12 protein-coding genes are annotated in these 13,014 nt (G+C 72.8%); 7 read left to right on the plus strand and 5 right to left on the minus strand.

Going from position 1 to position 13,014, the window contains the following annotated elements; all coding sequences use genetic code 11:
- Positions 1–2: 2 nt before the first annotated feature.
- The 4 genes from JOE68_RS14985 (at position 3) to pknB (ending at position 6,426) form a co-directional block, all read left to right on the plus strand.
- The gene (locus tag JOE68_RS14985) at positions 3–1,490 is read left to right on the plus strand and encodes an FtsW/RodA/SpoVE family cell cycle protein (RefSeq protein ID WP_204842962.1); all 1,488 of its coding nucleotides are present in this window, start codon (positions 3–5) and stop codon (positions 1,488–1,490) included.
- On the plus strand, positions 1,487–2,950 hold the full coding sequence (locus JOE68_RS14990) for a peptidoglycan D,D-transpeptidase FtsI family protein (protein ID WP_204842963.1): 1,464 nt from the start codon (positions 1,487–1,489) through the stop codon (positions 2,948–2,950). Before JOE68_RS14985 ends, JOE68_RS14990 begins: the two co-directional genes overlap by 4 nt.
- Positions 2,950–4,368: a serine/threonine-protein kinase gene (locus tag JOE68_RS14995; RefSeq protein WP_204842964.1), complete on the plus strand. Its 1,419-nt coding sequence runs from the start codon at positions 2,950–2,952 to the stop codon at positions 4,366–4,368. Before JOE68_RS14990 ends, JOE68_RS14995 begins: the two co-directional genes overlap by 1 nt.
- A 69-nt stretch (positions 4,369–4,437) precedes the next feature.
- Positions 4,438–6,426, plus strand: a complete 1,989-nt coding sequence (gene pknB, locus JOE68_RS15000; protein ID WP_204842965.1) for a Stk1 family PASTA domain-containing Ser/Thr kinase — start codon at positions 4,438–4,440, stop codon at positions 6,424–6,426.
- A 60-nt stretch (positions 6,427–6,486) separates the two neighbouring features.
- Here pknB and JOE68_RS15005 read toward each other — a convergent pair whose 3' ends face one another.
- Positions 6,487–7,128 (minus strand): aminodeoxychorismate/anthranilate synthase component II, encoded by a 642-nt coding sequence (locus JOE68_RS15005; RefSeq protein ID WP_204842966.1) that lies wholly within the window; start codon positions 7,126–7,128, stop codon positions 6,487–6,489.
- A 65-nt stretch (positions 7,129–7,193) separates the two neighbouring features.
- Here JOE68_RS15005 and JOE68_RS15010 point away from each other — a divergent pair, with 65 nt between their 5' ends.
- Positions 7,194–8,540 (plus strand): FAD-dependent oxidoreductase, encoded by a 1,347-nt coding sequence (locus JOE68_RS15010; protein WP_239562250.1) that lies wholly within the window; start codon positions 7,194–7,196, stop codon positions 8,538–8,540.
- A 30-nt stretch (positions 8,541–8,570) separates the two neighbouring features.
- Here JOE68_RS15010 and JOE68_RS15015 read toward each other — a convergent pair whose 3' ends face one another.
- Entirely contained in the window at positions 8,571–8,729 is a 159-nt protein-coding gene (locus tag JOE68_RS15015; RefSeq protein WP_204842967.1) for a hypothetical protein, read from the minus strand.
- Positions 8,729–10,522: a class E sortase gene (locus tag JOE68_RS32225; RefSeq protein ID WP_307819692.1), complete on the minus strand. Its 1,794-nt coding sequence runs from the start codon at positions 10,520–10,522 to the stop codon at positions 8,729–8,731. Before JOE68_RS32225 ends, JOE68_RS15015 begins: the two co-directional genes overlap by 1 nt.
- A gap of 138 nt (positions 10,523–10,660) precedes the next feature.
- Here JOE68_RS32225 and crgA point away from each other — a divergent pair, with 138 nt between their 5' ends.
- Together crgA and JOE68_RS32230 are read left to right on the plus strand one after the other, a co-directional pair.
- The gene (gene crgA, locus JOE68_RS15025) at positions 10,661–10,927 is read left to right on the plus strand and encodes a cell division protein CrgA (protein WP_204842968.1); all 267 of its coding nucleotides are present in this window, start codon (positions 10,661–10,663) and stop codon (positions 10,925–10,927) included.
- Positions 10,928–11,139: 212 nt separating this feature from the next.
- Complete coding sequence (locus JOE68_RS32230) at positions 11,140–11,553, plus strand: PH domain-containing protein (protein ID WP_204842969.1); 414 nt, start codon at positions 11,140–11,142, stop codon at positions 11,551–11,553.
- A gap of 7 nt (positions 11,554–11,560) precedes the next feature.
- Here JOE68_RS32230 and JOE68_RS15035 read toward each other — a convergent pair whose 3' ends face one another.
- A complete protein-coding gene (locus tag JOE68_RS15035) occupies positions 11,561–12,418 on the minus strand; it encodes a rhomboid family intramembrane serine protease (RefSeq protein WP_204842970.1) in 858 nt (285 codons plus the stop codon).
- Between the two features lie 4 nt (positions 12,419–12,422).
- A complete protein-coding gene (locus JOE68_RS15040; protein WP_204842971.1) occupies positions 12,423–12,971 on the minus strand; it encodes a peptidylprolyl isomerase in 549 nt (182 codons plus the stop codon).
- Between the last annotated feature and the right edge of the window lie 43 nt (positions 12,972–13,014).

Here is a 13,014-nt window from a genome sequence, read left to right on the forward strand (position 1 = left end):
CCATGGGTTCGCCGGTCCCCGGCGCGGGAGGACCACCGCCCGCGGCGGCGGGGGGCAGTTCACCGCACGCGGCGGCGAGCACGTCGCCCGGGATGCGCCCGCCCACGAAGCGGTCCGTCGAACTGTTCCTGCTCGCCTTCGCCGCACTGCTCGTGACGATCGCCCTGATCCTGGTGGAGGCCAACCAGGAGCAGGAGCTGACCATGCGGATCGTGTGGCTCGGCCTGGCCTACCTGGGCGTGCTGTCCGTGGCGCACCTGGCGGTGCGCCGCTGGGCGCCGTACGCGGACCCGGTGATCCTGCCCTGCGTGGCGCTGCTCAACGGCCTGGGCCTGGTCATGATCCACCGGATCGACCTGGCCATGGAGGACGTGAAGCTGCCCAACAACCAGGTCTGGTCGGCCGCCGCGCCGAAGCAGCTGCTGTGGACGGCGATCGCCCTCGTGCTGTTCTGCACCGCCCTGAAGGTGCTCTCCGACCACCGCACGCTGGCCAAGTACGGCTACACGTGCGGCTTCCTGGGGCTGGTGGCGCTGGTCCTGCCCGGCGTGCTGCCGAGCTTCATCGCGCCGGAGATCAACGGCGCGAAGATCTGGCTGGCGTTCGGCGCGTTCTCCATCCAGCCGGGTGAGTTCGCGAAGATCCTGCTGATGGTGTTCTTCGCGGCGTTCCTGGTGTCCAAGCGCGACCTGTTCACCACGGCCGGGCGCCGGGTGCTGAACCTGGACCTGCCGCGGGCGCGCGACCTGGGCCCGCTGATCGCGGCGTGGCTGGTCGGCGTGAGCATCATGGTGCTCCAGAAGGACCTGGGCTCGTCGCTGCTGTTCTTCGGCATCGTGCTGGTGCTGCTGTACGTGGCGACCGAGCGCGCGGCCTGGGTGGTGCTCGGCGTGGTGCTGTTCTGCATCGGCGCGTTCGTGGCGTGGAAGCTGTTCGGCCACGTCCAGATCCGCGTGCAGAACTGGCTGGACCCGTTCGCCGACGCGAACGAGCGCGGCTACCAGATCGTCCAGTCGCTGTTCGGCCTGGGCACCGGCGCGCTGTTCGGCGCGGGGCTCGGCGGCGGGCGGCCGGACCAGATCCCGGAGGCCAACACCGACTTCATCACCGCCGTGATCGGCGAGGAGCTGGGCTTCGTCGGGCTGTCCGCGGTGCTGCTGGTCTACACGGTCCTGGCCATGCGCGGCCTGCGCGCCGCGCTGTCGGTGCGCGACACGTTCGGCAAGCTGCTGGGCGGCGGCCTGGCGTTCGCGATGGCGTTCCAGATCTTCATCATCGTCGGCGGCGTCACGAAGCTGATCCCGATGACCGGCATCACCGCGCCGTTCCTGTCCAAGGGCGGTTCGTCGCTGCTGGCGAACTACATCCTGGTGGCGCTGCTGCTGCGCATCTCCGACGCGGCGCGCGCGCCGAAGGCCGCGCCGAAGCCCCGCCAGCAGCAGCCCGCGATCGCCGACCAGTACACAGTCATGGTGGAGCGTCCCAAATGAACACACCGCTCCGCCGGATCGGCGTCGCCATGATGGCGATGATGGTGCTGCTGCTGGCCAACGCCACCTACGTGCAGGTCATCAAGGCCGACGACTACCGCAAGAACCCGCTGAACCGGCGGGTGGTGCTCGACCAGTACTCGCGCGAGCGCGGCCAGATCATCGCCTCCGGCGGCGAGCCGCTGGCGACCGTGGAGCGGACCACGGACCGGCTGCGCTACCTGCGCAAGTACGCGGGTCCGGCGTTCGCGCCGGTGACCGGCTACTTCTCCACCGTGTACGGGGCGAGCGGCCTGGAGCGGGCCGAGGACGACCTGCTCAACGGCTCGGACGACCGGCTGTTCGCCCGCCGCGTGTCGGACCTGATCACCGGTCGCGACCCGAAGGGCGGCAGCCTCCAGCTGACCATCGACGCGGCGCTCCAGCAGGTCGCCTACGACCAGCTCCAGGGCGTCGCCGGCTCGGTGGTGGCGATCCGCCCGCAGACCGGCGAGATCCTGGCGATGGCGTCCACGCCGACCTACGACCCCAACGCGCTGGCCAGCCACGACGTGGCCGAGCAGCAGGCGGCGTGGAAGCAGCTGATCGCGCCGGAGAGCAACCTGCCGATGCTCAACCGCTCGGTCGCGGGCCTCTACGCGCCCGGGTCGACGTTCAAGCTGATCGTGGCCGCCGCCGCGCTGGCCGAGGGGAAGACCAAGGAGAGCGAGGTCGACGGCCGGCCGGTCATCACGCTGCCCGGCACCCAGGTCCCGCTGCCCAACTTCAACGACACCATCTGCGGCAACGGCGTCACCGCCACCCTGGAGGAGGCGCTGGCGAAGTCGTGCAACACCGCGTTCGCCGTGCTGGCCGACCAGCTCGGCCCGGACAAGCTGCGCAAGGCGGCGGCGAAGTTCGGCTTCGACGACGCGGACCTGCGGATCCCGCTGGCGGTGGAGACCTCCACGCTGGGCCCGATGGACGAGCGGCCTGCGGTGTACCAGACCGGCATCGGGCAGCGGGACGTGCTGGTCACCCCGCTGCAGAACGCCATGATGACCGCGGCCATCGCCAACGGCGGCGTCCGGATGCGGCCCCACCTGGTGCAGAAGGTCCTGGCGCCCGACCTGCAGGTGATCAGCGAGGACGAGGGCGACGAGGTCGCCGACGCGATGGAGCCCGAGCACGCCGCCGCGCTGCGCGACATGATGGTCAGGTCGGAGGCGAACACCGCGCCCAACGGCCGGCTGTCCGGCGTGACCGTCGCGTCCAAGACCGGCACCGCCGAGCACGGCGAGGACGTGAAGGACACCAGGCCGCACGCCTGGTACGTGGCGTTCGCGCCGGCCGAGAAGCCGGAGATCGCGATCGCGGTCATCGTGGAGAACGGCGGCACCGCCGGCCTGTCCGCGACCGGCGGCAAGGTGGCCGCCCCGATCGGCCGCGCGGTCATCGGCGCCTACCTCGGGGGCCGCTGATGCTGACCTCCGGCCAGTTGCTCGCCGAGCGGTACCGCCTGTCCCGGCGGATCGCGGTGGGCGGCATGGGCGAGGTCTGGGAGGCGGCCGACACCCGGTTGGACCGCAAGGTCGCGGTGAAGGTGCTCAAGGCGGAGCTGTCCGGCGACCCGGAGTTCCTCAACCGGTTCCGCATCGAGGCGCGCACCACGGCGTCGCTGAACCACCCGGGCATCGCCGCCGTGCACGACTACGGCGAGACCGCGTCGGCGCCCGACGGGCCGGAGGACACCGCCTACCTGGTGATGGAGCTGGTGGAGGGCGAGCCGCTGGCGGCGATCATCGCGCGCGGCCGGCTGGGCGCGGACCGCACGCTGGACGTGCTGGAGCAGGCGGGCAACGCGCTGCAGGCCGCCCACGAGCGCGGGCTGGTGCACCGGGACGTGAAGCCGGGCAACATCCTGGTCACCCCGAACGGCCAGGTGAAGATCACCGACTTCGGCATCGCGAAGGCGGCCGACGCCGCGCCCGTGACCCACACCGGCATGGTGATGGGCACCGCCCACTACATCGCGCCCGAGCAGGCCCTCGGCCACGCGGCCGAACCCGCCAGCGACGTGTACGCGCTGGCCGTGTGCGGCTACGAGTGCCTGGCCGGGCACCGGCCGTTCCTGTCGGAGAACGCGGTGACCGTGGCGATGATGCACATCCGCGACATCGCGCCGCCGCTGCCGCCGGACGTGCCGCCGGGTCCGCGCGCGCTGATCGAGGCGACGATGGTGAAGGACCCCCGCCAGCGCTACCGCAACGGCGGCGAGTTCGCGGCGGCGGTGGGCGCGGTGCGGGCCGGCCAACCGCTGCCCACGCCCACCGGCCTGGCCATGGCGGTCGGCTCCGCCCCCCTGCCCCAGCTCACCCACCCGGCCGTCCCGGCGGGGCACCCGGGCTCCCTCCCTGGGATGCCGCCGGTGCCGCCGCAGGTGAGCACTCCGCGCACGGGCGCCTTCGGTCCGCTGTCGGTCCCGCCGCGGCCACCGGGGCGCAACCGCGCCGTGCTGTGGGTTATGGTCGCTGTGCTGGTGGCCGCGCTGGTCGTGCTCGGCGTGGTGGTCCTGCGCGGGATGGGCGAGGACGGGACACCCGGCGGGACACCGGGCGGGACCAGCCCGCAAGGCACCACGAGCACCCGCACGTCCCCGCCCGACCCGACCGATCGTCTCCCCGGCACGCCGAAGGTCACGATCACCGAGTCGGACTTCGTCGACCTGCCGGCCGACGAGGTCGCGAAGAGGCTCTCCGGGCACGGCCTGGAGCCCGAGGTGAGCACCGACCGGGGCGGTGAGCCGCAGGACCGGGAGCAGTGCCTGGTGTCGGACCTGAGCCCGACCGGCGAGGTTGCGATCGGCTCACGGGTGACGGTGACGTGTGTACCGACGTGACGCCCGAGCGGTACGAAGGCGGACGCAAGCGATGGCAGGACCGTTGACGAGGAGCGGGACGAAGCACTGATGAGCACTCCGCGACTGCTCTCCAACCGCTACGAACTGGGTGAGACCCTCGGCTACGGCGGTATGTCGGAGGTCCACAAGGGCCGCGACGTGCGGCTCGGCCGGGACGTGGCGATCAAGGTGCTCCGTGCCGACCTCGCCCGCGACACCCAGTTCCAGGAGCGGTTCCGGCGGGAGGCCCAGAACTCCGCGGCGCTGAACCACCCCGCCATCGTCGCCGTCTACGACACCGGTGAGACGAACACCGAGTACGGCCCGCTGCCCTACATCGTGATGGAGTTCGTCGACGGCCGGACGCTGCGCGACATCGTGAAGACGCAGGGGCCGCTGACCGGCAAGCGCGCCATGGAGATCATGGCCGACGTGTCCGCGGCGCTGGACTTCAGCCACCGGCACGGCATCGTGCACCGGGACGTGAAGCCCGCGAACGTGATGATCACCCGTTCCGGCGCGGTGAAGGTGATGGACTTCGGCATCGCGCGGGCCGTGCACGACGGCCAGGCCGCGGTGACCCAGACGGCCGCGGTGATCGGCACCGCGCAGTACCTGTCGCCGGAGCAGGCGCGCGGCGAGGCCGTGGACGCCCGGTCGGACGTGTACGCGTCGGGCTGCGTGCTGTTCGAGCTGCTGACCGGCGAGCCGCCGTTCACCGGCGACTCCCCGGTGGCGGTGGCCTACCAGCACGTGCGGGAGGACCCGAAGCCGCCGTCGTCGCTGAACCCGAAGGTGACGCCCGCGCTGGACGCGATCGTGCTCAAGGCGATGGCGAAGGGCCCGGCGAACCGCTACCAGTCGGCCGCCGAGATGCGCGCGGACCTGGTGCGCGTGCTGTCCGGCCAGCGCCCGTCCGCGCCCGCGGTGATGACGGCCGAGGACCGCACGGCGGTGCTCAACCAGTCGCCGCGCGCCGAGGTGTCCACCGGCGGGCGGCACCGCACGTCCGCGCAGCGCGACGACCCCGCCGACCACGACCCGCTCGACGGGGAAGAGGAGGAGCGGCGCGCCCGGCGCAAGCGGACGATCATGATCGCCCTGGTCGTCCTGCTGTGCGTCGTGGTCCTCGGCCTCGCCGTGTGGATCACCAAGTCGCTGCTGGACGGCAACACCGGCAACACCGGCGCCGAGAAGCCGAAGGTCCCCGACGTGCGCGGGCAGCTCACGGCGGCGGCGGAGCAGCAGCTGCGCGCGGTCGACCTCACCCCGCAGGTGGTGCCCCACCCGTGCCAGCCGAACTCCCCGCCGCCGGTGTGCGGCGCCGAGCAGGTCGGCCAGGTCCTGGACGTCGACCCGGCGGTCGGCCGCGAGGTGGACCGGTACTCGGTGGTCCGCCTGGTCGTCGGCGCGCCGCCGGAGCAGGTCGAGGTGCCGGACCTGACCGGGCTCTCCGCGGCCGAGGCGCAGCAGAAGCTGGAGGCCGACGGGTGGGTGTTCAAGCAGGCGCCCGACCTGACCGAGGTCGAGGACTCCAAGCTGGTCAACAAGGTGGCCCTGCAGAGCCCGTCGCCCGGCACGAAGGCGGCCAAGGGCAGCCCGGTCACCATCACCCTGGGCAAGGGCCCGGACAACGTCCAGCTGCCCGACGTGACCGGTCAGACGCTCCAGCGCGCGAAGGACACCCTGGAGGGCAACGGCTTCAAGGTGCAGACCAAGGAGGTCGACAGCGCCGAGGACCAGGGCGTGGTGGTCGCGCAGAACCCGGACCCGGGCCGCGTCCAGAAGGGCTCCCTGGTCACCCTCAGCGTGTCGAAGGGCAACCAGTTCCTGATGCCCGACCTGCGCGGGATGACCGAGGGCCAGGCGCGCGCGAAGCTGGGCCAGCTCGGCTGGACCGGCGACCTGAACGTCGAGCGGACGGCCACCAACGACATGTCCCAGGACAGGAAGATCTCCGAGACGGAGACCAAGCCGAACGCGCCGGTCGCGAAGAACGCCCGGATCAACGTGACGATCCAGGAGTTCAGGATCGGGTCGACCAGCACCACGAGGTAGCCGGCGCCGCGCGACGGCCCCCCGCCCCGGTCCGGGTGGGGGGCCGTCGGCGCGCCGGGGTCAGCGGGACGCGGCCGCCGCGAGCTGCCGCATCCCGGCCTCCAGGTGGGCGACGGTCTCCTCGGGCGCCTCGAAGCCGCACACCCGCAGCCAGTTCGCCAGCATCCGGTGCCCGCCCTCGGTGAGCACGGACTCGGGGTGGAACTGCACGCCCTCGACGGGCAGCTCCCGGTGCCGCATCGCCATCACCACGCCCGTGTCGGTGCGGCCGGTGACCTCGAACTCGTCCGGGATGGTGTCGGGCAGCACGGTCAGCGAGTGGTACCGGGTCGCCGTGAACGGGCTGGGCACGCCGGCCAGGACGCCCGCGCCCTCGTGGTGCACGACGCTGGTCTTGCCGTGCAGCAGCTCCGGGGCGAGGTCCACGGTGCCGCCCCACACCGCGCCGATCGCCTGGTGGCCGAGGCACACCCCGAGCACCGGGACGCCGGTGTCCGCGCAGCGGCGGATGACGTCCATGCTCCGGCCCGCCCGGTCGGGCGTGCTCGGGCCGGGGCTGACGAGCACCCCGCCGACGTCGCCCACCTCGTCCGGGTCGACGGCGTCGTTGCGCCGGACCACGCACTCGACCCCGAGTTGAGCCAGGTACTGGACGAGGTTGTAGACGAAGCTGTCGTAGTTGTCGACCACGAGCACGCGCATGGGGCCAGGGTAGCCGTGACCAACCTCTCGCCGGAATTGAGCTTAGGCTCTCCTAACCTGGAACCATGACACGTTCACTGCGCGTCGCCGTCATCGGCGCGGGCCCGGCCGGCACCTACACCGCCGACACCCTGATCAAGTCGGCGGCCGACGTCTCGGTCGACCTGTTCGAGCGGATGCCCGCCCCGTACGGCCTCATCCGCTACGGCGTCGCGCCCGACCACCCGCGCATCAAGGGCATCGTCACCGCCCTGCAGCGCGTGCTGGACCGCCCGGAAGTGCGGTTCTTCGGCAACGTCGAGTACGGCGTGGACGTGAAGCTCGACGACCTCCGCCAGTTCTACGACGCGGTGGTCTTCGCCACCGGCGCCGAGAAGGACCGGCCGCTGGACATCCCCGGCATCGACCTGGCCGGCTCGTACGGCGCGGCCGACTTCGTCTCCTGGTACGACGGCCACCCCGACGTGCCGCGCACCTGGCCGCTGGACGCGTCCCGGGTCGCCGTGCTCGGCGTCGGCAACGTGGCGCTCGACGTCGCCCGCGTGCTCGCCAAGACCGCCGACGAGCTGCTCACCACCGAGATCCCGGACAACGTCTACCGGGGCCTCAAGGCCAGCCCGGTCACCGACGTGCACGTGTTCGGCCGCCGCGGGCCGGCCCAGGCCAAGTTCACGCCGCTGGAGCTGCGCGAACTCGACCACTCGCCGAACGTCGAGGTGATCGTGCACCCCGAGGGCATCGACTTCTGCGCGGCCAGCATGGCGGCCATCCGGTCCAGCAAGCAGGTCGAGATGGTGGTCAAGACGCTCCAGGAGTGGGCGCTGCGCGACGTCGGCGACCGGCCGCGCCGGCTGCACCTGCACTTCCTGGAGGCCCCGGTCGAGGTGCTGGGCGCCGACGGCGCGGTCACCGGCCTGCGCACCGAGCGGATGCGGCTCGTCGGCGACGGCAGCGCGGAGGGCACCGGCGAGTTCACCGACTGGCCCGTCCAGGCCGTGTACCGGGCGGTCGGCTACCTGTCCACGCACCTGCCGGACCTGCCGTTCGACCACGCCTCGGGCACCGTGCCGCACCGGGCGGGCCGCGTGCTCGGCCTGGACGACCGGGCGCTGACCGGCGTGTACGTCACCGGCTGGATCAAGCGCGGCCCGGTCGGGCTGATCGGGCACACCAAGGGCGACGCGCTGGAGACGGTGACCAGCCTGCTCGCCGACGCGCCGGCGCTGCCGGCCGCGCCGGTGGCCGACCGGGACGCCGTCGTGCGGTTCCTGGAGCAGCGCGCGGTGCCGTTCACCACCGTCGACGGCTGGCGGCGGCTGGACGCCCACGAGCTCGCGCTCGGCGCGGCCCGGGGCCGCGAGCGGGTCAAGGTCGTGGACCGGGCCGAGATGACCGCCATCTCCCGGTCCTGACCCGCGCCGCCCGGCGGCGGGCGGGGCCCGCTACTGGGTGGTCGTCACGTTGTTGAACGGCAGCTTCGGCTCCGCCCACGGGAACACGACGAACATCAGCAGGGCCACCACCCCGGCCACCAGCACGAGGGCCTGGAGGACGCGCACCGGCAGGGGGCCGGGGAGGTGGCGCCAGATCCAGCCGTACATCACTGCTCCTTCAGCTCTTCGGGCACGAAGCCGGGCGCCTTGGGGTAGCCCTGCGCCAGCACCGCGTGCACGATCAGCCGCTGCTTGTCGGAGAACCGGGGGTGGCAGGTGGTCAGCGTCATCAGCGACGCCTGCTGCGCCTCCGGCCCGGCGCCGGTGACGTGCGGGATGGGGTTGATCACCTCGCCCTGGGAGGGCAGCACGATCTCCTGGCCGACCGTCTTGGCGTAGGAGCCGCCCAGCGGGGCGACCTTCGCGCACCTCGGGTCCCGGGCCTTCGGGTTCTGCGCCCAGCCCGCGACCTCGCCGGCCTTGGGCAGCATCCGGTAGACGAACCACTGCGTCTGCGTCTCGACCACGATCGCGTCGCAGGAGTCCATCAGGTCGAGGTCGTTGAACGGCGCGCCCTTGCCGACCCGGTGCCCGGCGACCGAGAAGTTGCCCGGGTCGCCCGGCAGCGCGGTGTTGACGTAGTGGCCCGGCCCGATCTCCAGGTGCTTGTCGGTGGTGCCCTCGACGATGGAGAACTTGTAGTCCGGCCCGAACACCGGGATGTACATCTTGGCGAACGCCTGGCCCTCGACCAGGTCGTACCTGGCCTCGCGCTGCGGTTCGGCGCCCTGGACGGTGTTGGCGCCCCACTGCTCGTCCAGTGCCTGCGTGGCGTCGTCCTGCTTGCCGGCGGAGATGAGGTCGGTGACGTAGACCTCGTAGACCACGAACAGCAGGACCACCAGGCCGGCGGTGATCAGCAGCTCGCCGACCGCGCGGACGGCCTTGCGGGCCCCGCCCTCCGGCGGCGGTGGCGGGGGCCCCCCGTGGTCGTCCGCCGCGCCGTTCCGCGCACCTCTCCGCGCGCCGCCCGACGCGTCGTCCTCCGCGTCGTCGTAGTAGCCGTCCTCGGCGTAGTTCCCGGCGTAGTCGTCGGCGTGGTCGTCCGCCACCGGCTCGATGACCTCGGTGGGCGGGTCGGGGGGTCGGGGGCGCGGCGGGATGCGGCGGGGCGGGGCGATCCGGGGCGGGGGCGGCGGCGGGAGGCTGCCGGAGAACGCGCTGGTGTAGCGGGTGGCCTCGGGCGACGGCTCGGGGTCGAGCCGGGCGGTGCCGCGGAAGCCCCGGTCGGGCTCGCCGTTCGGGCGGCCGTCGGGGGCGGAGGGGTCGGCGGCCCGCGCACCGGGGTCCGGCCGGTGGAACCCGCGCGGCCCGGTGTCCGGCCCCGGGCGGCCGACGGACCCCCGGACGGGTGGTTCCGCGTACCCGCGGTCCGGTGCTCCCGGGTACCCGCGGTCCGGCGGCCCCGCGGTCCGGCGGTCCGGCGGTCCGGCGTGCGCGCGGTCGAGCGAGCCGGCGTGCGCGCGGTCGAGCAGGTCGGGCTGCCCGTGGTCGAGCGAGCCCGAGCGCCCCTGGTCGAGCGAGCCCGAGTGCCCGCGGTCGAGCGGGCCGGGGTGGTCGCGGTCGAACGGGCCGGCGGGCGCGCGGTCGGAGGGGCCGGGGTACGGGTGTTCGGACGGGGCGTGGCGCCGGGGCGGGAGCCGTTCCGCGGGGCCGGGGGTGAACGGGTCGGCGTGCCGGGGGGCGTCCGCGCGGTGCGCGCCCGCGTGGCGCGGGTCGACCGGCCGGGGCTGCCCGCGCGGCGGTGTCGGCGGGCGGGCCGAAGCCTCGTCCCCACCGCCCGGCGAGGTCCGCACGACCTCGCCCGGCGCCGGCGGCGGGGGTCCGGGCCTGGGGCGGGGCGGCCGTCCCGGCGGCGGGCCCGACGGGCCGCCTTGCGGCGGGGGCGGGTCGTAGCTCACCGAAAAACCTCCCGGTCCGAACGTTCCAGAACTAAGCAGTGCTTCAGCGACCTGCTCGGTTACGTTAACGTGTTCATCCAGCAGTGGACGTGAACCCGCGCCACTGGAGGCTCATCCACCCCGTCAGGCGAGGACAGAATGCCCAAGTCCAAGGTCCGCAAGAAGGCCGTCTACACGGCGCCGGCCGATCGCCGCACCCCGGTGAAGGTGAAGGCCGCAGGCCCGTCGCACCCGGTGTACATCGCCGTGATGCTCGGCGTGATGCTGCTCGGCCTGGCGTGGCTGGTGGTCAACTACATCGCGGGCGAGAAGGTGCCCGTGATGATGGACCTCGGGAGCTGGAACTTCGGCATCGGGTTCGCCCTGATGATCATCGGATTGCTGATGACCATGCGGTGGCGCTGACCACTCGCTACGCCACGTGGCCGACGGCCCGGACGTCCACACGTCCGGGCCGTCGCACGTCAACCGGTCGTTCAAGCCGTTCACCACCCGGTCACCGAAGCACAGGGATGTAAGTCATCCCCAATGGGGACAACTCCTGTGGACAACTTTGCGCCAAATTGCACAAGCGTCGGTAGGGGCCACTGGTCGCCCCATGCGGAAGACTCCCCGACGTGACCCCACTCCGATCCTGGGCGCCCCGGCCGGCCGTCGCGGTCGTCGCCTGGGCCACGGCCGCAGCCGCGCTCGTCGCCGCCCTCCTGGGCGGTGAACCCGCCGAGGTGGTCTTCCTGGGCACCGCCGCGGCCCTGCTGCTCGCCATCGCCGCGTACAGCACGTTCCTGCGGCCCAGGCTGGCCGCCGACGACACCGGCCTGACCGTCCGCACCGTCACCGGGGCCCGCCACCTGCCGTGGCACGAGGTGCAGGTCAAGCTCGTCCGCACCCGCCGGCTCGGCCGCGAGGTCGCCACCCTGGAGCTGGACTGGCGGCGGGGCGAGGACGAGCAGCTGTTCGTGCTCACCCCGCTCGACCTCGGCGCCGACCCGCACGACGTGGCCGACGTGCTGCACGCCCTGCGGCCGTAGCGCGCCGCTAGCCCAGCTGCCCGGTGCGGACGAACGCCATCACGACCAGCAGCGCGAACGCCGCCGCCACGACGCCCGCCTGCCACACCTCGCGGCGTTCCCGCGGCGCGTGGACCAGGCCGGCGGCCACCGCCGCGCCCACCACCAGGCCACCGAGGTGGCCGAGCAGGGAGATACCCGGGAGGGTGAAGCTCAGCACGAGGTTGAGGCCGATGACGCCGAGCGCCGAGCCCGGGTTGAGCTTGAGCCGCAGCACCGCCACCAGCATCGCGCCCATCAGGCCGTACACCGCGCCCGAGGCGCCCGCGACCGGCGTGTTCACCCCGCCGAACAGGTACACCGCGACCCCGCCGCCCAGCAGCGACACCAGGTAGACGGCCAGGAACCGGACCTTGCCGAACACCGGCTCCAGGTCCCGCCCCAGCACGTACAGGGCGATCATGTTCAGCGCCAGGTGCGCCGGGCCGAAGTGCAGGAACCCGGACGTGGCCAGCCGCCACCACTCGCCGTAGTAGACGGCCGCCGGCCACAGGTAGTAGTCCAGGAACAGCTCGGACCGGTTGTTGCCCACGACGCTGCCGGCCTGCACCGCCGTCAGGGCGAACACCAGCGCGTTCAGCGCGATCAGCACCGGCGTCACCACCAGGCGCCGGGAGAACCGCGCCCCGACGAACGTGCGCGCCGGGCGGACCGCCCGGCTGCCCTCGGCCACGCAGTCGACGCACTGGTAGCCGACCGAAGCCTCGCGCAGGCACTCGGGGCAGGCCGGCCGCTCGCACCGGGTGCACCTCAGGCCCGTGGCCCGGTCGGGGTGCCGCGCGCAGGCGGCGCCGACCGGGTCGCCGGGGGTGACAGGCTGGTCCACCGCGTCAGTGTCGCTCGATCGAGACCTTCTCGATCACCACGTCGGTGACCGGGCGGTCGCCCGCGCCGGTGGGCCCGTTGCCGATGGCGTTCACGACGTTGATCGAGTCCTGGTCGGCCACCTCGCCGAAGATCGTGTGCTTGAAGTTCAGCCACGTGGTCGGCGCGACGGTGATGAAGAACTGCGAGCCGTTCGAGTTGGGGCCGGAGTTCGCCATCGCCAGCAGGTAGGGCTTGTTGAACTGGAGTTCCGGGTGGAACTCGTCGGCGAACTTGTAGCCGGGGCCGCCGCGGCCGGTGCCGGTCGGGTCACCGCCCTGGAGCATGAAGCCCGCGATCACGCGGTGGAAGATCGCGCCGTCGTAGAACGGCCCGGTGGCCTCCCCGCGGGCGTTGGACTCGGAGTATTCCTTGGTGCCCTCCGCCAGGCCGACGAAGTTCGCCACCGTCTTGGGAGCGTGGTCGGGGAAGAGGTTGATGCGGATGTCGCCCTGCGAGGTGTGCAGGGTCGCCGTCACCTTGGTCCCGACGAGGGAGTCGTTGCTGTCTGCCACGCACCCATCGTGCCATCCGGGAGCCCGGGGGTTCGGGAAGGGG

The organism is Saccharothrix algeriensis (assembly GCF_016907655.1).
GTDB lineage: Bacteria > Actinomycetota > Actinomycetes > Mycobacteriales > Pseudonocardiaceae > Actinosynnema > Actinosynnema algeriense.